The sequence below is a fragment of the Halobacillus sp. ACCC02827 genome, from assembly GCF_030291935.1.
Lineage (GTDB): Bacteria > Bacillota > Bacilli > Bacillales > Halobacillaceae > Halobacillus.
Genome location: NZ_CP128168.1, coordinates 3,116,964 through 3,134,883, shown reverse-complemented (window position 1 = coordinate 3,134,883; position 17,920 = coordinate 3,116,964). Strand labels below are relative to the sequence as shown.

The window sequence follows — 17,920 nt, the reverse complement described above, 5'->3', positions numbered from 1 at the left end:
AACATGGATGCACAATTTCTCGTTTCACTCGCACTGATCGGAGGGACCTTCGCCTTATACATAGGAATCGCCCTCTATAACAAGGCCAGACAGACGTCGGATTTCTATGTAGCGGGAAGAGGGGTGCCGCCTGTTTTCAACGGAATGGCGATCGGCGCAGACTGGATGAGCGCCGCCTCCTTCATCGGTATGGCGGGGACGGTCATGATTCTCGGCTATGACGGACTTGCTTATATCATGGGCTGGACAGGCGGGTATCTGCTGCTCACCTTCCTGCTCGCACCGCAGCTCAGGAAGTACGGGCGTTACACGGTGCCGGAATTCATCGGCGACCGTTATAAAAGCAATGCGGCCCGCCTGATTGCAGCGGTTGCGACGATCATTATCAGCTTTACCTACTCGATCGGCCAGCTGTCCGGGTCCGGTGTCGTCATCGGGCGTCTGCTTGAGGTGAACACGGTCATCGGTACGCTGATCGGGGTCGTGCTTATCGCCTTTTACTCGGCGCTCGGTGGAATGAAAGGCATCACCTGGACCCAGGTCGCTCAATATTTGGTGCTCATTGTTGCCTATTTGATCCCGGTCATCTTCATGTCGCTGCAGCTGACTCAGAATCCGCTGCCGTGGTTGTCTTATGGAGGCGTCATCGAAGAGATGCGGACCCTCGACCAGCAGCTCGGTATCTCGGAATATATCGTGCCGTTTACAGAGGCGACGAAATGGCAGTTCCTCGCTCTCATGTTCACATTGATGGCAGGGACGGCCGGGCTTCCACACGTCATCGTCCGTTTCTATACTGTAGCGACGATGAAGGCTGCCCGCTGGAGCGGGGCGTGGGCGCTGTTGTTCATCGGTCTTCTTTATTTGTCTGCCCCTGCTTATGCGGCTTTCTCCCGGTTCATCCTGATGACCGAGGTCGCCGGCTCTTCCCTTAACAACCTGCCGGCGTGGACACAGCCATGGGTCGATACGGGGAGGTTGTCGCTTGCCGATACGAACGGCGACGGGATTCTGCAATGGTCGGAACTCGTCATCAGCAATGACATCGTCGTCATGGCGACTCCGGAGATCGCCGACCTGGGTATCTTCGTGATCGGTCTCATGGCTGCCGGTGCGATGGCTGCTGCCTTATCGACGGCGGGCGGGCTGATGATCGCGATTTCGGCTGCCTTGTCGCATGACATCTACTATCGTTCCATCAATCCGAAGGCCTCGGAAGCGCGCCGCCTGTTCGTCGGGCGTTTGTCCATCGTGCTTGCTACCGTTGCTGCGGGGCTGATTGCGCTCAATCCGCCTGGTGCGATTACGCAGATTGTCGCCTGGGCGTTTGCACTCGCTTCGGGATCGTTCTTCCCGGCACTGCTGCTCGGTGTCTGGTGGCGGCGTTCGAACGGACCTGGCGTCATCGCGGGTATGCTCGTCGGCTTATCTGTCACACTCGGCTACATCTTTGCTGCTAAGTACGGTGGGTTTACGATTCTCGGGATCATCGATACGGGTGCGGGCGTGTTTGGGGCGATTGCTGCCATCGTTGCCAACATCACGGTATCGCTCCTGACGAAAGCGCCGTCCCAGGAGACGCAGGATGAGGTGACGGACCTTAGGTATCCGGAGCAGATCGAATATAAAGATGGAGAGTTTTGGATGAAAAATGTGAAGTGATCCCTGGAGGTCTTTTGCCGGCCGGTTTCCTGAAAAGGGAACCGGCTTTTTGAGGTGCACGGGCTGCCGGCGAGCCTCCTCAGAGCTCTTCCGGGGTCTCTCCAGTCTCGCTGTTCCGGCAGGAGTCTCCGCCCTGCCCTCCAATCCCCGGCTGGATGAGAGGAGTGCTGTGAATTCGAATGTTCGTGCTTGGAAGTTATCAGCCGGCGCCGTGTTGTTCGTCTGTTTAATGGAACGGGCATCGCTGGCAGGAAAATGGGGAACGTTGCTTTTTCTAATGTTAGGGTTCACTATGTAAAAGGGGCATTCGATTAGTAAGAGGAATACATAATGTAAAAAGAACGGGCACAAGGAAACAGGTCTTATAAGCGCTTGATCTTGTTTTCTAATCTGCAATCAGCTGTTTGTTTAACAAGGACGAGCGTCTATTGCAAAAAAACTTAAATAGGAGGGTCTGAAATGAAAGAGAAAGCAAAGTTTTTTATCATACTTTTCCTGTTTTTCTTTATCACTGGATGTGCAAATGTTGAAGATACATCTATGAAAGAGGAAGGGGCGGATCAGCAGGAAGAAACGGCCTCGGCGGTTGTTGATCAAGATACGTCCGAAACGAGTGATGCACCGTTTGAAGGATACGAACTCCTTGAGGTGGACGGCGGTGATCTAAGCGGGGAAAGGGAATCAAACGTTGTCGTAGACATAGGGTTTGGTGACAGAGAGTACTGGGCATTTACGAATGAGCATGGTCAATTAGTAAGAGTCGTTGCGGACGAAATTATTCTCCAGGATGATGACAAAGAACCTGTCTTATCCAGTGGTAGATACTTTTCGGACGAAGCGAAAGTACCAGGTGTCGAAAGTGATGTGTTAGATGAAGGTCATGTTATTGCTGACTCTTTGGGAGGGGTGTCTAATGCTTATAATATTACCCCTCAGGAAAGTACGCTGAACCGTCATGGCGATCAATCGTACATGGAGAATATGATAAGCAAAGCCGGAGGCGCAACTAACTTTGAAGCCGTGATTTCGTACCCGGATACGGACACGCAGATCCCTTCTGAGTATCAATATACTTACACGATAAACGGCAGCGAGGTTGTAGACACTTTCGAGAATGTCAACCCGGATGAAGTCAATGAGTCGTTGGGTTTAACAGGGGACAGCGAACCTTCGAATGTGGAGGACAGCTCTCGTTCCATGGAAGAAGGGGATGTTTCGAGCATTGATACGAACGGCAATGGTCAAGTAACCATTCAAGAAGCGAAAGACGCCGGTTTCAGCATGCCGATCACGGACGATCATTGGTTGTATCCGTACATGAGAGATAATGATGGGGATGGGATGGTTGGAGAATAATAATTAAATTATAGTAAGTATTTAAAAGCCGGTCCTCTTATATCAAGGGAGCCGGCTTTTTGACTTTGAGAGTCCAATTAAGTAAAGCACTCTTTTAACCAAGCTTGTTTTTGATTTCTCTCAATTCCTTAAGTATTTCATTTTGTAATTCCATTCTTTTTTCATTTTGCTCCATTATTTTAGCGTAATCCTTGTGGGTTTCCTCTTTAAAAGACGAAACGTCCTTGAATTGCTTCCGAATCCTTTTTATAGCTAAAAAAATTAGAAAAGAAGGAATTAGGATAATGGCAGAATAAAAGAGGATGGCTTCCATGACATTCACCTACTTAGAAAGTAATATCCACATCTATATCTTCTCCCAGGGGCTCTTCGTCACTATTTTGGGGAGCTTGGATATGGAGGGTTAATTCATTAATATCATCAACATCTGATTCTTCCAGGAAGAATGTGAAGACTCTAATTAACTCATTTTCACCGAGTACATCTTTGTTTAGACCATCACTCATAAAAGCATTTGGAGAGCTTATTTCCTCTCCTGTATTTGTGGCTAATGATAAATGTTCACGGGTGAATGAAATATCTTCATTGGAAGTAGATACTTTTGTCCCAATGGCGACATATTCCACATCTTCTCTTCCGATGTTTTTGATTACTGTTTCATCTGTGTATGTACCACTTACTAAACTCACATCATTAATTTTAATGGATAGAGGACCAGATTCATATGTACCTAAATCTCTTTTTAATTCAACCATTTCAAATGTACCTTGACTGTTTTCAACTACTTTATTTTGTTGATTGTCTTTTCCATTATCTTTATCATTGGTTTCTTTTTTCTCTGTGTTCTCTTCCACAGTTTGTGAATCGGTGGATCCGGCATCACTGTTACTGCATCCAACTAATAGAAAAGGCAAGAGAATGGTCATAAAGATTATTTTTTTCAAGAAGTTCACCTCCTGTAGTTATTTGGAATTCCACTCTATCAAAAATCTATAGAAGGAACAAATTCTCTGACAAAAGCAGGGACTTAGAGAAATGGTAGAGATAAAGCAAATAATGAGAGATTAGCACTGGCTTATATGCAGGACTATAATGATGCTGTCGGAAGCTATCAAATGTTTATTTTAGCGAGTATATTCTGTAAAGGTATAAAGGGTTTTTTATCCATCTGAGTCAGTTGGACACATAGTCTTGGATTCCTTGAAATACTTAAAAATCCCCGCTCGGGAATCCTGAGCGGGGATTTATCATTTATGACAGCTGGTGAAGACGGAAGAAGTCGTCCTGCAGCTTACCGGAGACCGATTGGTAGACGTCGAAGAGTTTCTTGTATGTCTCATGACGTTCGGGATCGGGCGTATAGTGCTCCTGCATCGGAATGGAATCCTTGATCGCCTCCAAGCTGTCCGTAAGCCCCAGGGCATAGAGAGCGACCCAGGCAGCACCCCAAGCAGAGCTTTGGTGACTGACGGGAATGTCGATTCGTTTGTTGAACATATCGGCGACCATCTGCACCCATAACGGCGAGCGGGCGAATCCTCCGCTTGCAAAGATGCGGTCATGACTGTTTCCAAGGCGCTCGAGGGCGCTTGCGATATGCAGCACCGAGAAGAGTACGCCTTCCATAGCGGCACGGGTCATGTGCTCCTTGCGGTGGTTCGGCGTCAGACCGATGAAGGATCCTTTCGCTTCCGCCTGCCAAAAGGGAGCGCGTTCTCCGTTCAGGTAAGGCAGGAACAGCAGGTTGTCTGCACCCGGGGCGACCGATCCGGCAAGCTCCGTCAGCTCTTCGATCGACATTTCTTCACCTTTGTTTTCGAACAGGCGCTGGACCCATTGAAGAACGAGGCCGCCGTTGTTGGAAGGACCGCCTGTAATCCAAAGGTCATCAGAGAAACGGTAGGAGAAGATCTCCTGTTTTTCGTCAAGAAGCGGCTCCTTCGAGAACTGACGGATCGCACCGCTTGTACCGATTGTGATGGCTGTTTCTCCCGGCTGGATGGCGCCGATACCGAGATTGGCAAGCGGACCGTCGCTTCCGCCGATGACGAACGGGGTGGAGGACTTCAAGCCTGCTTTCTCTGCGATGGCTGCATCCATGCCTTCCATCGTGTAGGTCGGCGGCACGGGGGAGAAGAGCTGTTCTTCGCTGATGCCGGCGATTGCGAGTGTCTCCTCATCCCATTCGTTGCTGTGGATGTTATAAAGGCCTGTCGCGGCGGCGACCGAGTAATCGACGACTTTTTCTCCGAACCAGCGGTAGAGCAGGAATTCCTTCACAGAAATATAATAAGCGGCCTGTCCACACGGTTCATACCCGTTCTCCTTCATCCAAACGAGCTTGGAGAGCGGAGACATCGGGTGAAGCGGCGTGCCTGTCCGCAAATAGACGTCGGGATGTTCTTCCTTCAGGTGTGACGCCTGTTCCGAGCTGCGGGCGTCCGCCCAGATGATGGAAGGCGACAAGGGAGCTCCGCTTTCATCGGTACAGATCAGGGAATGCATAGCCGAGGAGAGGCCGACACCGACGATCTTATCGGCGTCGAGTCCGGCGACGCTGAGACGGATCGATTCCAGCGCTGCCTTTTCGATCACAAGCGGGTCCTGTTCGGCATAGCCGACCTGCGGGTGATGGAGCGGGTATGCAACTTCATGCTCTGCGACGACGTGTCCATTTTCCTCGAACACGACGGATTTGCTGCTTGTCGTACCTAAATCTAGACCTATGACGTAATTCATTTCTGACTTCCTTTCTATATGAGAACGATTTCAATAACTCTATCATCTATTGTAAACGATAACATTTCCAATTCATAGGGAGCAAGAAATTTTCCTCATCCCGAAGCTAACAAAGGCCGATATTTCTGATAAACTAGTAGAGTTCTAATATTTAACAGACAGGGTGGTTATATAATGGCAATTTTCTTTCAGGTAGTACTTCCTGTCGTACTGATCTTCTGTACCGGGTTCGTCCTACAAAAAGTACTGCGCCTCGAAATCAAGTCGATTTCGACGGTCGCTCTCTATATCATGCTTCCGTGTCTCGTCTTCAAGACGTTCTACGAAGCGACATTTGACCGCGATTACTTCCTGATGGTCCTTTTCTCGGTGTTTCTGTTGATCGCCATCCTCGCTGTCAACAAAATCGGGGCAAAGGTGCTCCGCTACGATACACCGACGGAAAGCGGATTGATTTTATCCACGGCCTTTATGAACGCCGGGAATTACGGGGCGCCGATTGTCCTGTTCGCCTTCGGAGAGCAGGGCTTCGTTTATTCCGTCTCGTTCATGGTGCTTCAGCAGATCGTCATGAATTTCTTCGGCGTCTATTACGCAGCAAAGGGAACCGCCGGCATTACGATGGCATTGAAGCAGGTGGCCAAAATGCCGCCGACGCATGCGATCTGGCTCGCACTCGTGTTCAAATATACGCCGCTTTCGATTTCCGATAATATCATGTCGAGCATCGAGCTCGTCGGGAACGCCCAGATTCCGACTGTCATGATCCTGCTCGGGATGCAGCTTGCCAACATCACCGTGAAGAACCTGGCCTGGGACAAAGTCTCCTATGCGGTTTCGGTCCGGCTGCTTGTCTCCCCGCTTATCGCCTGGGCGCTGACGGTGATCCTGCCAATGGGGGATCTGATGGCGAACGTGTTGATCGTATCGGCAGCCATGCCTTCTGCGGCTACGACGACGATGTATGCCGTCCAGTTCGATTCGAAGCCTGAACTTGTCTCAAGCATCACGCTCATGACCACGCTCCTAAGCGTCGTCACTATCCCGATCGTTCTCAATATACTGACGTAAAGGGTATTTTGATAAAATAACGTGGCGAGAGCGGGCTTCAGGAAAGGGGGCGCTTTCCGCGGGGCGGCCGGTGAGCCTCCCGCAGGAGTCTGCCCCTATCCCTCCGCCCTTTGCCTTAAGAGTCTTTCATGCCGAGGTTCACATAAGTGTAGATGGTGTTTTAAAGCTGTATAACTTTTTCGGAAAAGCCCATTGTCTTGAGTTCGATTGGGTTATTATATTTAAACGAAGTTTTTACACAAACGGAAAAAAGCCCCCGTTCCATTCGGACGGGGGCTTTTCGTATTTAAGACGGCGTCTTTTCCTTGTCCTCTTTCCTCGACTTCAAGAACATATAAATATTCGTGAAAAACAGCGCGATCGCAACGATCATGCTGAACGACGACAGCTCAATCATATCGGTGAACCATCCAAGGATGATGAAGATTAGAAAAAACGCTGCAAAGCCTAGATGAAACATAAACTCTTCCTTTCCATCATTCGTCCCTGCCATTATAACATCTTCCGGACTCAGTCCGGCGCATACATGTAGAAACGGTAGACCGTGAATTCATTGCCGACTTCGATGTTGTAGGATTCGATCGGTAATTCGGAATAAAGCAGTCCGTCTGCCTGCTCGACGGATATGTGGGTGACGTACTCCTTCGTTTCCATGATGGGGATGGGGTAGGGATTGACGATTTCGACCATCCATTCATACGCGAGCCGCTCCAGGAAAGCGTGAGTGAACGTAGTCGGTGTATCGTCCAGCCAAATCTTGGTGAGAGGAGATAGAGATCGAGTGGAAGCTTCCAATGCTGATTCCTCCGTTTTCCGTTGGATTTAGTGGATTTATTTTCCCTTTCTATTACAAGTATAAACGAGGATAGAAGCAGAGGATAGTTTCTCGCGCAAACTTTTGCGGAGGCGGAGGACGGTCGATTCGCTTTTGCCGATCTTTCCCGCAATTTCATAGGTCCGGTAGCCTGCCATCGCAAGCAGGCAGGTGCTTTGTTCCAGTGCGGTGAGGTCAGCGTGAAGGGAGAGATCAAGCAGGAACATCCGGTCATGGAGGTCGTTTTTCGGATGAGGGAAAGGGGGATGCTGGGTTGTGGAAATCAGCTGCAGCCGGCGCTTGGACTGGAGATGGCTGAGGAGCTTCCAGGAGAGATGGTGGAAATAGTAGGTGGAGAACTTGCCTCGGGAAGAATCGTAGGTTTCTTCACAGTGTTTGTAGATGAAATAGGCCTCCTGGCAGTAGTCTTCATAAGGCTCGGGAATCTTGTAGCGGTGAAGGATTTGGTAGACGAGGTTTTGACAGCAGAAAAACGAGGGGATGTGGCTCATTTTACACTCCTTTCTACCTATCATTATCTTCCATTTCATAGGAAAAGGAAAGCGAAAATGGAAGTTTAACAGCTTTTTTTAGTTGAAAATCAAGAAATTGATAGGTACATGACACCAAAAATCCATTTTTTAACGATTATAGTATGAACGTTAAAAAATGGAAGGGGTGGCACTGTGATCGATGAGCAATTCAGTCAGTTGGTTGCGGATAGTAAGAAGCTGATTCATTATCACATCCGAAGGCTTCACATCATGGATAGGAACGGGGATTTTTTTGCAGAAGGGATGGTGGCGGTGTGGAACGCCTCCCGGACGTATGATCCGGCTGCGGGTAAGTGGGAGACGTATCTCAGCTGGAAGATCAGGAACGCGCTGATCGATCTCATCCGCAAAGATTCCCGCACACAGGAAAAAGAGACGCTGTGCCGGCGCAGTTTAAGCAGCACGGACGCGTCTCTGTGGGAAGATGTAATAGAAGATGAGTACTTCTGGATTCAAGTGCGGAATCCGCTGACGGACAATCAGTGGAAATGGGTCTATCATCATTTCATTCACGATCGTTCGCTTAAGCAGATCGCCTGTCTGGAAGGAGTGACGATCGATGCGGTGAAGAATTGGGGAAGACATGCAAGAAGGAAGCTGAAGGGGCTGAAGCTTGAGGCATAAAAGCCCTGAAGAACGCGTCCCCAGGACTTTCGTGCGCGTTTATCGATCAATCGTGATGTTAATTTTAGTAAGGCCGAGTGCACGTGCCGCTTTGATCATCTTCGCTGCCTCTTGCTCTGCGTCCTGGATGTGGATATCATTTCTTGAGATGCTTAGTGCTGTCCCGCCAGACAACAGGTTCGTATTCTCTTTCGGTTCTTCCTTGATCGTGAATACAGGTGCCTGATTCAGCTCCGCATTCATTTCCTCTTGACGGATACGGTTGACGCGTCCGCGGATTTTACGACCATGGTAAACGACGCTCGCATAAGGACAGCCTGTCTCCTGAGCGATCTCCCGGTAGTTTTTATCTGTCTCCCCGATCAAACGCTTCACTTCTGCAAGGTCGTAATCGTATTGTTTACTCTTCTTTGCCATGTTGAATCCCCCTTTTCTTTCTCTAGTTACCATTGTATACAAATTCTATCGTCATTAATAGTACTATATATAAATCTTTTGATACAAATTTCATTCTATTGCTTAAATCGGGTTTTATTGTAAAATGTTGATATATCAAATAAATAGAGTGATAGAAAGTGTGAATAAGTTGTCAAAAAATAATAAGTTCTGGGTCATACCCGCGCTCCTCGTCATGGGGGTTATTTTTTACAGTTCGGCGACGCCGTATGGAGATCAGGACCTGCGTCCATCGCTGATGTCCTACCTTCCTCTAGACGCGATGAAGCCTGTTCTTGAGCCGATTGATTTCATGTATCACGGCAAGCCGGTGAACCTGGCCAGTCACGGGCCGGCTGGGCTTGTGGAATTCTTGATCCGAAAAGCGGCACATGTGACGGTGTTTCTTCTGTTGATGGTGACGTCGTTTCTCGCATTACATAAGCTGACGAGTCTGCGGCTTTTGCCGAAGCTTGGAGCAGCGTTTGTGATTACGGTGCTGTACGCTTCGTTTGATGAGTTTCATCAGTCGTTGACACCGGACCGGACGCCTTACATCGGGGATGTGGTGCTGGACAGCTTCGGAGGTTTGGTTGGTGCGCTGCTTATTTTGGTCATTTGGCGGTTTGGGAAGCGAGCTTAGGTTTTTTTCGGCTGCCGCCGGGGGGCTGCGGGCAGGGCTGCGCTTTCCGCCTTGATTAACCCACCTACAATAAAGGATAAAAAAAACCGAACGGCGTCCACCTTTGAATAAAGGGATCGCGTTCGGTTTTTTATTAGCTTTAAGTTTAACCAGCTGATGATTGGAGGGCAGGGCGAAGACTCCTGCGGGAAAAGCGAGACAGGAGAGACCCCGGAAGAGCGGAGCTCTGAGGAGGCTCGCCGGCCGCCTGCGGAAAGCGCAGCCCTGCCCGGAAATCATCAGCGGCGGCTAACAGCTAACCGTTTAACAGTGCTTCGCTTCGGTCTGTTTGTGGACGGTGACGCCTGTCAGGTGAGCTTGGAGCGGCTCGACCTGGAAGTCAGCAAGCTCTTGCTTCAGGCGTGCCGCTTTCGCTTCGTCCCACTCGTCGAAGAGGGCGAGCATCGTCGGGCCTGCGCCGCTGATATAGAAGCCGAGAGCTCCTGCGTCTGTGGTCGCTTTCTCAACGTCAGTGAAGCCCGGAATGAGAGCCTGGCGGTAAGGCTGGTGCCAGCGGTCGCTCTTCATCATCCGGCCTGCAAGCTCCCAGTTCTTCATCGCAAGCGCTGCGACGAGTACGTTGGCACTGCCGCTGTTGTTGACGGCTTCTTTGTAAGGAAGCTCGACAGGCAGAAGACCGCGGGCTTTCTCTGTCTTCAAATGGTAGTTCGGAATGACGGCGAGCCACGTCAAATCGTCCAGTCCATCGGTGAAGTGGACGTAATCAAGAGCGCCGTTATCATAATTCGAGACCATGATACCGCCGTAGATCGCCGGGCCGACATTGTCGGGATGCCCTTCAATCTCACAGGCGATCTTGAATTTATCATAATCGCTCAAACGAAGATCGAGCAGCTGGTTGGCAAGTTCGATGCCGCCGACGACCGCTGTGGAGGAACTTCCGAGCCCGCGGGCGATCGGAACGTCGTTCGTCATCGTCACATGCGTCGGAGGCAGGGAATCGTGTCCATGGACCTTGGCTGTATGGAGCGCCGTTTGATAGACGAGATTCGTTTTGCCGGCCGGGATATAAGGCTGGTCTTCTTCGGGAACAGCAAAGTGCCATTCATCGGCCGGACGGCAGTCGAGCGTGACGAACTTCGTTAAGGCGATGCCGACAGAGTCGAATCCAGGCCCGAGGTTCGCGGATGTCGCGGGAACCTGGATCTGGAAGCGGGTCATGATTGGACTCCTGTGACCGCCGATGCGAAGACTTCATAATCGTTTTCAATAAGGGTCGGTTTGACCGGGCTGTGCTGGATCGCTGTCGTCGGGTCCTTGAGTCCGTTTCCTGTCAGGACGTGGACGATTTTCGAGCCTTGCGGAATCGTGCCGTCTTTCACTTTCTTGATCATGCCGGCGATGGAAGCACAGGAGGCAGGCTCCGCGAAGACGCCTTCCTTCTCGGCCAGCAGCTGATACGCTTCGATGATTTCTTCATCCGTCACTTCATCGATCAGGCCGTTCGATTCATCACGCGCCTCAATCGCTTTGTCCCAACTTGCCGGGTTTCCGATCCGGATGGCTGTCGCAAGCGTCTCCGGATTGTCGATGACCTGGTTGCGGACGATGGCGGCAGAACCGCTCGCTTCAAAGCCCATCATTTTCGGAAGGCCGGTCTGTTTCGTTTCGTTATATTCCTTGAATCCTTTCCAGTAGGCCGTAATGTTACCGGCGTTGCCGACAGGGATGCTCAGAATATCCGGAGCACTGCCGAGGACGTCACAGATTTCGAAAGCGGCTGTCTTCTGGCCTTCGATCCGGTATGGGTTGACCGAGTTTACAAGCGTCACCGGTTCTGTTTCGGCGATTTTCCGTACCATGCGAAGGGCGTCGTCGAAGTTTCCTTTGATGGCAAAAATCTCTGCTCCGTACATAACGGCCTGGGCCAGTTTACCTTCGGCGATTTTCCCGTCCGGGATAACGACGATGCAGCGGAGGCCGGCGCGTGCCGCAAAGGCAGCAGCAGCTGCGGATGTGTTACCGGTCGAGGCACAGATGACCGCCTCGGAGCCTTCTTCGATCGCTTTTGCCATCGCCATCACCATGCCGCGGTCCTTGAACGATCCGGTCGGGTTCAACCCTTCGAATTTCACATAACCTTCAATGCCGAGGTCCTGAGAGATCGTCGGAATCGGAATCAGCGGTGTGTTTCCTTCATACAACGTCAATGCCGGTGTCTTATCTGTAACGGGAAGAAACTCTCCGTATTGTTCAATTAACCCTTTCCACATATCATTCGCCTCCTTCTACGCGGTAGACGCTGTCGATGCCCTGCACCGAATCCAGGTCCTGCAAATCGCGTAGTGCTTTCTCAAAGTCTTCTTCGCTTACCTGATGAGTGACCATCATCAATTCCCGTTGGCCTTCCTCGGCCGCTGCACGCTGGGTGAACTGATCGAAAGAAATATCGTATTCTGCGAAAATGTTCGTCAAATCTCTCAACATGCCTGCTTTGTCATCGACATGAAGACGGATGTATTTCTTCGCAAGCTGTTCTTTCTTCGTTTTCACCTGCTTTGCGAACTGCGGCTGCACGTAAGAGGTGCCGGTCGTACCGAGACGGATGTTCTTCAATACGGAAATCAAATCGGCGACGACTGCCGTAGCCGTCGGCAGCTTGCCTGCGCCCGGTCCGTAGAACATCGTTTCACCGACTGCGTCTCCGTAGACGTAGACGGCGTTGAATTCATCATTTACCGATGCGAGCGGATGCTGAGCCGGCAGAAGGGTCGGCTCGACGCTTACGGATACACCGTTATGATCGCTCTCCGCAATACCGATCAGCTTGATGCGGTAGCCCATTTCCTGGGCGAAGTTGATATCATCAATAGAAATGCCGCGGATTCCTTTGACATGCACATCTTCCAAATGGAACGGCATCGAGAAGCCCAAGATGGAAAGGATCGTCATTTTCCTTGCAGCATCCAGTCCATCGACGTCTGCTGTCGGATCTGCTTCTGCGAACCCAAGCTCCTGCGCTTCCTTCAATACGCTGTCGAAGTCGACGCCTTCATTCGCCATTTTCGTCATAATGAAGTTCGTCGTTCCGTTCACGATCCCCATCATCTTCGTGATCCGGTCGGAGGACAATCCGTCCATGATGCTGCGGATGATCGGAATACCGCCTGCAACACTCGCTTCATAATAAAGGTCGCAGTTATGACGCTGGCAGGCAGCGAACAGCTCCGCACCGTGCTGGGCGACAAGGTCTTTGTTCGCCGTCACGATATGCTTGCCGTGCTCGATCGCTTCCAGCAGTACAGCTAATGTGTGATCGATACCACCCATCACCTCTATGACGACATCAATATCCGGATCTCTCGTAATGTCTTCATAGCGATCCGTGAGCTTCGTTTCGGAAGGCAGCTCGCGCGGTTTATCCAAATCGTGGACGAGTACCGACTTGATGGTGACATCGCACCCTGTCTTATGTTCGATACGTTCTTTATGATCACGCAGGATCTCTATGACACCGCTCCCGACCGTGCCTAATCCCAATAATCCTACGGTAATGGTTTTCTTCATCGTTCACACTCCCCTGTCCATCTGAAATATACATGTTTCTTTATATAAAGGACATTGTAACGGAAAGGCATAGTAAGTACAAGAGTGAATTATCCGACGATTCCGCAGGGTTCGAGCCTGTTTACACCCGTCTTCGGGAACAGATGCGACTGCTTCGACCGTTCCCAAGTTTTTCTCCGTCTTTTTCCTATATAAAAGAAAAAAAAGAATGAAAAGAAAAAGAAGCCTATAACGGGAAATTGATTGCAAAATTCTGACAATATCAACACTTCGACCGCGACATGCCCGCCAAACCCGGGATATAAGGATATCGAAAGGTCTTGACTGGAAACAAAAGGTAGATTATAAAGGAAAGGAAGCGTAAGAAAAAAGAACTAGATAATTAAGGGGGATACGTTATGTCATGGTTTAGTTTGCAATTGCCGGGTCCGCTGCAGAAATACGAGCGGGTCATCCGTTCTGTCATCAAGGAGCTTGGGATTGACGGATGGGAAGAAGAGTATATCGAAGAGGGCGTCGGCGTAGTTATGCGCATGGAAAAGGAACAGGCCGGCACAGAACCGCAGGTACTCCACGAAACGACCGTGTACCACATCCTCAAAGACCATTTCCGCCAAACATTAAATAACCACTCTTAATCACTTCGGTCATCCGTCCCCGGGAAGCTCCTTTCCGGGGGCTTTCCATGCCTTCGCTGTCCGACTTTCCCCCTAAATATTGTCTACCTCTGGACAACAGCTTCATATTTCTCTACGATGATAAATGAAAAGGATTCCATGGAGGATGAAAGTAATGACTACAATCAATGATATAGCACAAATGGCGAACGTTTCCCGGACGACGGTATCGCGCGCACTGAACGACAGCGGATACGTGAGTGAAGAGGCGAGGGAGCGGATTATGAAGATTGTCGAAGAAACCGGTTACATCCCTAGCCAGTCAGCGAAGTCGCTGCGGACGAAGCGTTCCGGCGTCATCGGTGTCATTCTTCCGCGCTTAAGTACAGAAACATCGACCCGAGTCGTGAACGGGATCAATGAAATTTTATCTAAAGAAGGATTCCAAATCCTGCTTACGAATACAGAGCTTGATGAAAAGAAGGAAATCGAATACATCCGCCTTTTGAAAAGTCGTAATGTTGACGGCATCATCCTGCTTGCGACGAACGTCAATGACGCGTTGATCCAGGCGATTCAGGATACAGATGTCCCCTTCCTTGCTATCGGCCAGGAGCTTCCCGGTGTGACGTCGATCGTCTATGACGACTACCATGCTGCAGGGGATGTGACGAACATGCTGATCCAGAAGGGGCATGAACAGATTGCGTTTATCGGCGTGGGAGAAGACGATCCTGCTGTCGGCCGTGTGAGAAAACAGGCGTATAGAGATAGAATGAAAGAAAACGGCCTGACCATTAAAGAAGATTGGGTGACAGAGGGCGATTTCAGTGTGGAATCCGGGTATGAAGCGATGAAGCGGATCCTCCGTGCGAGTAAAGAAACGAAGCCTACGGCTGTGTTCGCAGTGACGGACCGTATGGCGATCGGTGCGATGGAGTATTTGAAGGAACAGGGCTATTCGATCCCGGAAGACATGGCTGTTGCCGGCATCGGGGCATCGATGATGTCGAAGCACGTGACCCCGTCCCTTACTACCGTCGACTATTTCAACAAAGAAGCTGGGAGGAAAGCGGCGAGCGTATTGCTCCAGAAATTAAAAAAAGAAAATTTAAATAAAAAAATGGAGTTAACGTATAGACTAATAGTCCGAGATAGTGTATAGTCCTAATTGAAAACGCAATCATGTAATCGTTCACACACGAGTTACACCTGGTTATAAACATCAATTTCATTAGCAATTATTCACTATCTAAATTTTTTTATGAAATGTGTAATCGATTACACGTGCACACTAAAACCCGAAAGGAGAATTACCATGGCAGATAACGCTCAAATTGCAAGAGACGTCATCAAAGCAGCTGGTGGTCAGGAGAACATCGCCTCTGTCGCCCACTGTGCGACACGGCTGCGGATCATGCTTCATGACAAGGAGAAAGCGGACATTTCTTCCATTGAAGAAATCGATAAAGTGAAAGGTGCTTTCTATAACTCCGGTCAGCTGCAGGTCATCTTCGGTACTGGTACCGTCAACCGTATTTATGAAGAAGTGATGAAACAAGAAGTACAGGGAGCTACGAAGGAAGAAGTGAAGCAGGAAGCGAAGAAACAGGGGAACTCGTTCCAGCGTGCGATCCGTACGTTCGGAGACGTCTTCGTACCGATCATTCCGGCCCTCGTTGCCACTGGTCTGTTCATGGGGCTGCGGGGACTTCTGACTCAAGAAGCGATTCTCGCGCTCTTCGGTCTCACGCCTGAAAGCATTCCGGAGAACTTCATCCTGTTCACCCAGGTCCTTACCGATACGGCCTTTGTATTCCTGCCGGCGCTTGTCGCCTGGTCGACCTTCCGGGTGTTCGGAGGCAGTCCGATACTCGGGATCGTCATCGGACTCATGCTCGTATCACCGGCGCTGCCTAATGCTTGGGCTGTTGCCGACGGAAGTGCAGAACCGCTTGAGTTCTTCGGCTTCATTCCGGTAACCGGCTATCAAGGGTCCGTCCTTCCGGCATTCATCACCGGTATCGTCGGGGCGAAACTGGAGAAAGCCTTGAGAAAAAGGATTCCGGAAGCACTCGATCTTATTCTTACACCATTCTTAGTGCTTTTGATCATGATCACGCTTGCTATGTTCATCATCGGACCTGTGTTCCATATTGTTGAAAACGGTATCTTTGAAGCGACGCTGTGGGTCTTGGAACTTCCGCTTGGTATCAGTGGGCTGATCATCGGTGGACTTCACCAGGTCATCGTTATCACCGGGGTACACCACATCTTCAACCTGCTTGAGATCCAGCTGCTTGACCGCGTCGGTTCAAACGCGTTCAACCCGCTGATCACAGCAGCGATCGCTGCCCAGGGTGGCGCGGCGCTTGCAGTCGGCTTGAAGACGAAGAAGAAGAAAATGAAAGCATTGGCGCTGCCATCCGCTTTGTCCGCGTTCCTCGGTATCACCGAGCCCGCGATCTTCGGTGTCAACCTGCGCTACATGAAGCCGTTCATCATGGGTCTCATCGGTGGAGCCGTCGGTGGTTTCTTCGCCTCCATCACAGGCTTGAAGGCTTCCGGTATGGCGATCACGGTAATCCCGGGATCCCTGCTGTACCTGGACAGCTCATTCATCTTCTACTTGCTGACGAACATCATCGCCATCGGTGTCGCCTTCGGATTGACGTGGGCGTTCGGATTCAATGATAAGATGCTGGAAGATAAATAAGCCCTTTTTATAAGAAGAAAAAAATCCGGACGTCTTCCGCATTCTGAACAGAGTGCCGGACGATGCTCCGGATTTTTTCTTGAGCAGAAAGGCGGCCCTTCTGGATCGGCCGCTATGGTACAATAGTGTTAAAAAACTGGAAAGAGGTGCAGCGAATGTACAACGAACCGATTTATTTAGAGCCGGCGTTCAAGGAACGGCTCTGGGGTGGAACGAAGCTTGAAGAAATCTTCCATTATAAGATCCCGTCCGACTATACCGGAGAAGCGTGGTGTATTTCCGGGCATAAGAACGGACCGAATACGATCAAGAACGGACCTCTGGAAGGGAAGACGCTTCGGGAAGCGTGGGACGGCCACCGTGAGCTGTTCGCCGGAGAAGAAGGCGAGGAATTCCCGCTGCTCGTGAAGATTCTGGATTCGAAGAAGGACCTCTCCGTCCAGGTGCATCCGGACGATACATATGCACGTGAAGTGGAAGGGGAGAACTACGGCAAGACCGAGTGCTGGTATGTGCTCGACTGTGAGGAAGGCTCGGAAATTATTTTCGGACATCATGCCTCGAATAAACAGGAATTTGAAGCAATGGTGGCGAATGGAGAATGGGGGGACTTATTACGAACCATTGAAGTGAAGCCCGGAGACTTCTTTTACGTACCGAGTGGGACGATCCACGCGATCGGAGCGGGGATTCAGATCTTGGAAACCCAGCAGAGCTCGGACATCACGTACCGCGTCTACGACTATGATCGTGTCGGGCAGGACGGCAACAAGCGCGAGCTGCACCTCGATAAGTCGATCGAAGTGACGACGGTTCCGCATGTCGATCCTGAAATCGAGCGCACGCAGTTCTACCAGGAGGATCTGCGGAAAGAGAGACTCGTTGAAGAAAAGTATTTCTCCGTCTATCGCTGGGACCTGGAAGGCGAATGTAAAGGGCTCACCCCGGAACCTTATGTACTATTGAGTGTCATCGACGGGACAGGGGAAGTGATCGTGGAGGGCCGCTCGTATCCATTCAAGAAAGGCGACCACCTGATCATCCCGGCAACCGTCAAGACATTCGATTTAAAAGGAAACGCTTCCTTGATCGTTTCCAACTCAAATAAATAACAAACCAGAG

At 50.3% G+C, this 17,920-nt stretch carries 19 protein-coding genes; 9 read left to right on the top strand and 10 right to left on the bottom strand.

Translation table 11 applies throughout. The features are described 5' to 3' along the window. The first annotated feature begins 3 nt into the window (after positions 1–3). Together QRD89_RS16570 and QRD89_RS16565 are read left to right on the top strand one after the other, a co-directional pair. Entirely contained in the window at positions 4–1,662 is a 1,659-nt protein-coding gene (locus QRD89_RS16570; RefSeq protein WP_026577904.1) for a sodium:solute symporter family protein, read from the top strand. A 459-nt stretch (positions 1,663–2,121) separates the two neighbouring features. Further along, positions 2,122–3,018, top strand: coding sequence for a DNA/RNA non-specific endonuclease (locus tag QRD89_RS16565; protein WP_286095836.1), 897 nt, complete (start codon positions 2,122–2,124; stop codon positions 3,016–3,018). 94 nt (positions 3,019–3,112) lie between these two features. Here the strand turns inward: QRD89_RS16565 and QRD89_RS16560 are convergent, their stop codons facing one another. The 3 genes from QRD89_RS16560 to QRD89_RS16550 form a co-directional block, all read right to left on the bottom strand. After that, positions 3,113–3,331 carry a hypothetical protein gene (locus tag QRD89_RS16560; RefSeq protein WP_008632935.1) on the bottom strand — a complete coding sequence of 73 codons (219 nt, stop codon included), beginning with the start codon at positions 3,329–3,331 and terminating at the stop codon, positions 3,113–3,115. Between the two features lie 13 nt (positions 3,332–3,344). Beyond that, the gene (locus QRD89_RS16555) at positions 3,345–3,962 is read right to left on the bottom strand and encodes a hypothetical protein (protein ID WP_286095835.1); all 618 of its coding nucleotides are present in this window, start codon (positions 3,960–3,962) and stop codon (positions 3,345–3,347) included. 307 nt (positions 3,963–4,269) lie between these two features. Beyond that, positions 4,270–5,757, bottom strand: coding sequence for a gluconokinase (locus QRD89_RS16550; RefSeq protein ID WP_008632932.1), 1,488 nt, complete (start codon positions 5,755–5,757; stop codon positions 4,270–4,272). 174 nt (positions 5,758–5,931) lie between these two features. Between QRD89_RS16550 and QRD89_RS16545 the strand changes: the two genes are divergently transcribed. After that, complete coding sequence (locus QRD89_RS16545) at positions 5,932–6,828, top strand: AEC family transporter (protein ID WP_286095834.1); 897 nt, start codon at positions 5,932–5,934, stop codon at positions 6,826–6,828. Positions 6,829–7,114: 286 nt separating this feature from the next. Here the strand turns inward: QRD89_RS16545 and QRD89_RS16540 are convergent, their stop codons facing one another. Genes QRD89_RS16540 through QRD89_RS16530 form a run of 3 tightly spaced genes read right to left on the bottom strand, consistent with a single transcriptional unit; the run spans position 7,115 to position 8,154 of the window. Next, positions 7,115–7,321, bottom strand: coding sequence for a hypothetical protein (locus QRD89_RS16540; protein WP_008632930.1), 207 nt, complete (start codon positions 7,319–7,321; stop codon positions 7,115–7,117). A gap of 17 nt (positions 7,322–7,338) precedes the next feature. Further along, positions 7,339–7,623 carry a hypothetical protein gene (locus QRD89_RS16535; RefSeq protein WP_008632929.1) on the bottom strand — a complete coding sequence of 95 codons (285 nt, stop codon included), beginning with the start codon at positions 7,621–7,623 and terminating at the stop codon, positions 7,339–7,341. Positions 7,624–7,659: 36 nt separating this feature from the next. Next, entirely contained in the window at positions 7,660–8,154 is a 495-nt protein-coding gene (locus QRD89_RS16530) for a sigma factor (protein WP_193743853.1), read from the bottom strand. Between the two features lie 174 nt (positions 8,155–8,328). Here QRD89_RS16530 and QRD89_RS16525 point away from each other — a divergent pair, with 174 nt between their 5' ends. Beyond that, positions 8,329–8,820 carry a sigma-70 family RNA polymerase sigma factor gene (locus QRD89_RS16525; protein ID WP_008632927.1) on the top strand — a complete coding sequence of 164 codons (492 nt, stop codon included), beginning with the start codon at positions 8,329–8,331 and terminating at the stop codon, positions 8,818–8,820. A 39-nt stretch (positions 8,821–8,859) separates the two neighbouring features. Here the strand turns inward: QRD89_RS16525 and QRD89_RS16520 are convergent, their stop codons facing one another. Further along, positions 8,860–9,237, bottom strand: a complete 378-nt coding sequence (locus tag QRD89_RS16520) for a hypothetical protein (protein ID WP_008632926.1) — start codon at positions 9,235–9,237, stop codon at positions 8,860–8,862. Between the two features lie 169 nt (positions 9,238–9,406). Between QRD89_RS16520 and QRD89_RS16515 the strand changes: the two genes are divergently transcribed. Further along, the gene (locus QRD89_RS16515) at positions 9,407–9,898 is read left to right on the top strand and encodes a VanZ family protein (protein WP_286095833.1); all 492 of its coding nucleotides are present in this window, start codon (positions 9,407–9,409) and stop codon (positions 9,896–9,898) included. Positions 9,899–10,201: 303 nt separating this feature from the next. Here the strand turns inward: QRD89_RS16515 and thrB are convergent, their stop codons facing one another. From thrB to QRD89_RS16500, 3 genes are read right to left on the bottom strand one after another with little or no spacing between them, the layout of a single operon-like run. Beyond that, the gene (gene thrB, locus QRD89_RS16510; RefSeq protein ID WP_286095832.1) at positions 10,202–11,119 is read right to left on the bottom strand and encodes a homoserine kinase; all 918 of its coding nucleotides are present in this window, start codon (positions 11,117–11,119) and stop codon (positions 10,202–10,204) included. Further along, complete coding sequence (gene thrC, locus QRD89_RS16505; RefSeq protein ID WP_062514802.1) at positions 11,116–12,171, bottom strand: threonine synthase; 1,056 nt, start codon at positions 12,169–12,171, stop codon at positions 11,116–11,118. Before thrC ends, thrB begins: the two co-directional genes overlap by 4 nt. A 1-nt stretch (position 12,172) precedes the next feature. Beyond that, a complete protein-coding gene (locus QRD89_RS16500) occupies positions 12,173–13,465 on the bottom strand; it encodes a homoserine dehydrogenase (protein WP_008632919.1) in 1,293 nt (430 codons plus the stop codon). Between the two features lie 398 nt (positions 13,466–13,863). Between QRD89_RS16500 and QRD89_RS16495 the strand changes: the two genes are divergently transcribed. From QRD89_RS16495 to manA, 4 genes are all read left to right on the top strand, one after another. Then, complete coding sequence (locus tag QRD89_RS16495) at positions 13,864–14,103, top strand: hypothetical protein (RefSeq protein WP_286095831.1); 240 nt, start codon at positions 13,864–13,866, stop codon at positions 14,101–14,103. Positions 14,104–14,257: 154 nt separating this feature from the next. Continuing rightward, the gene (locus tag QRD89_RS16490) at positions 14,258–15,247 is read left to right on the top strand and encodes a LacI family DNA-binding transcriptional regulator (RefSeq protein ID WP_026577914.1); all 990 of its coding nucleotides are present in this window, start codon (positions 14,258–14,260) and stop codon (positions 15,245–15,247) included. A 153-nt stretch (positions 15,248–15,400) separates the two neighbouring features. After that, positions 15,401–16,798 (top strand): sucrose-specific PTS transporter subunit IIBC, encoded by a 1,398-nt coding sequence (locus tag QRD89_RS16485; RefSeq protein WP_026577915.1) that lies wholly within the window; start codon positions 15,401–15,403, stop codon positions 16,796–16,798. 155 nt (positions 16,799–16,953) lie between these two features. Further along, complete coding sequence (gene manA, locus QRD89_RS16480; RefSeq protein ID WP_286095830.1) at positions 16,954–17,910, top strand: mannose-6-phosphate isomerase, class I; 957 nt, start codon at positions 16,954–16,956, stop codon at positions 17,908–17,910. Positions 17,911–17,920: the final 10 nt, after the last annotated feature.

What these genes read in the sequence shown, in the direction of transcription:
- QRD89_RS16520 (WP_008632926.1), bottom strand. Translation starts at nt 9,237, where the DNA reads ATGGCAAAGAAGAGTAAACAATACGATTACGACCTTGCAGAAGTGAAG.
- QRD89_RS16530 (WP_193743853.1), bottom strand. Translation starts at nt 8,154, where the DNA reads ATGAGCCACATCCCCTCGTTTTTCTGCTGTCAAAACCTCGTCTACCAA.
- thrC (WP_062514802.1), bottom strand. Translation starts at nt 12,171, where the DNA reads ATGTGGAAAGGGTTAATTGAACAATACGGAGAGTTTCTTCCCGTTACA.
- QRD89_RS16570 (WP_026577904.1), top strand. Translation starts at nt 4, where the DNA reads ATGGATGCACAATTTCTCGTTTCACTCGCACTGATCGGAGGGACCTTC.
- QRD89_RS16550 (WP_008632932.1), bottom strand. Translation starts at nt 5,757, where the DNA reads ATGAATTACGTCATAGGTCTAGATTTAGGTACGACAAGCAGCAAATCC.
- QRD89_RS16490 (WP_026577914.1), top strand. Translation starts at nt 14,258, where the DNA reads ATGACTACAATCAATGATATAGCACAAATGGCGAACGTTTCCCGGACG.
- QRD89_RS16495 (WP_286095831.1), top strand. Translation starts at nt 13,864, where the DNA reads ATGTCATGGTTTAGTTTGCAATTGCCGGGTCCGCTGCAGAAATACGAG.
- thrB (WP_286095832.1), bottom strand. Translation starts at nt 11,119, where the DNA reads ATGACCCGCTTCCAGATCCAGGTTCCCGCGACATCCGCGAACCTCGGG.
- QRD89_RS16500 (WP_008632919.1), bottom strand. Translation starts at nt 13,465, where the DNA reads ATGAAGAAAACCATTACCGTAGGATTATTGGGATTAGGCACGGTCGGG.
- QRD89_RS16560 (WP_008632935.1), bottom strand. Translation starts at nt 3,331, where the DNA reads ATGGAAGCCATCCTCTTTTATTCTGCCATTATCCTAATTCCTTCTTTT.
- QRD89_RS16485 (WP_026577915.1), top strand. Translation starts at nt 15,401, where the DNA reads ATGGCAGATAACGCTCAAATTGCAAGAGACGTCATCAAAGCAGCTGGT.
- QRD89_RS16540 (WP_008632930.1), bottom strand. Translation starts at nt 7,321, where the DNA reads ATGGCAGGGACGAATGATGGAAAGGAAGAGTTTATGTTTCATCTAGGC.
- QRD89_RS16565 (WP_286095836.1), top strand. Translation starts at nt 2,122, where the DNA reads ATGAAAGAGAAAGCAAAGTTTTTTATCATACTTTTCCTGTTTTTCTTT.
- manA (WP_286095830.1), top strand. Translation starts at nt 16,954, where the DNA reads ATGTACAACGAACCGATTTATTTAGAGCCGGCGTTCAAGGAACGGCTC.
- QRD89_RS16545 (WP_286095834.1), top strand. Translation starts at nt 5,932, where the DNA reads ATGGCAATTTTCTTTCAGGTAGTACTTCCTGTCGTACTGATCTTCTGT.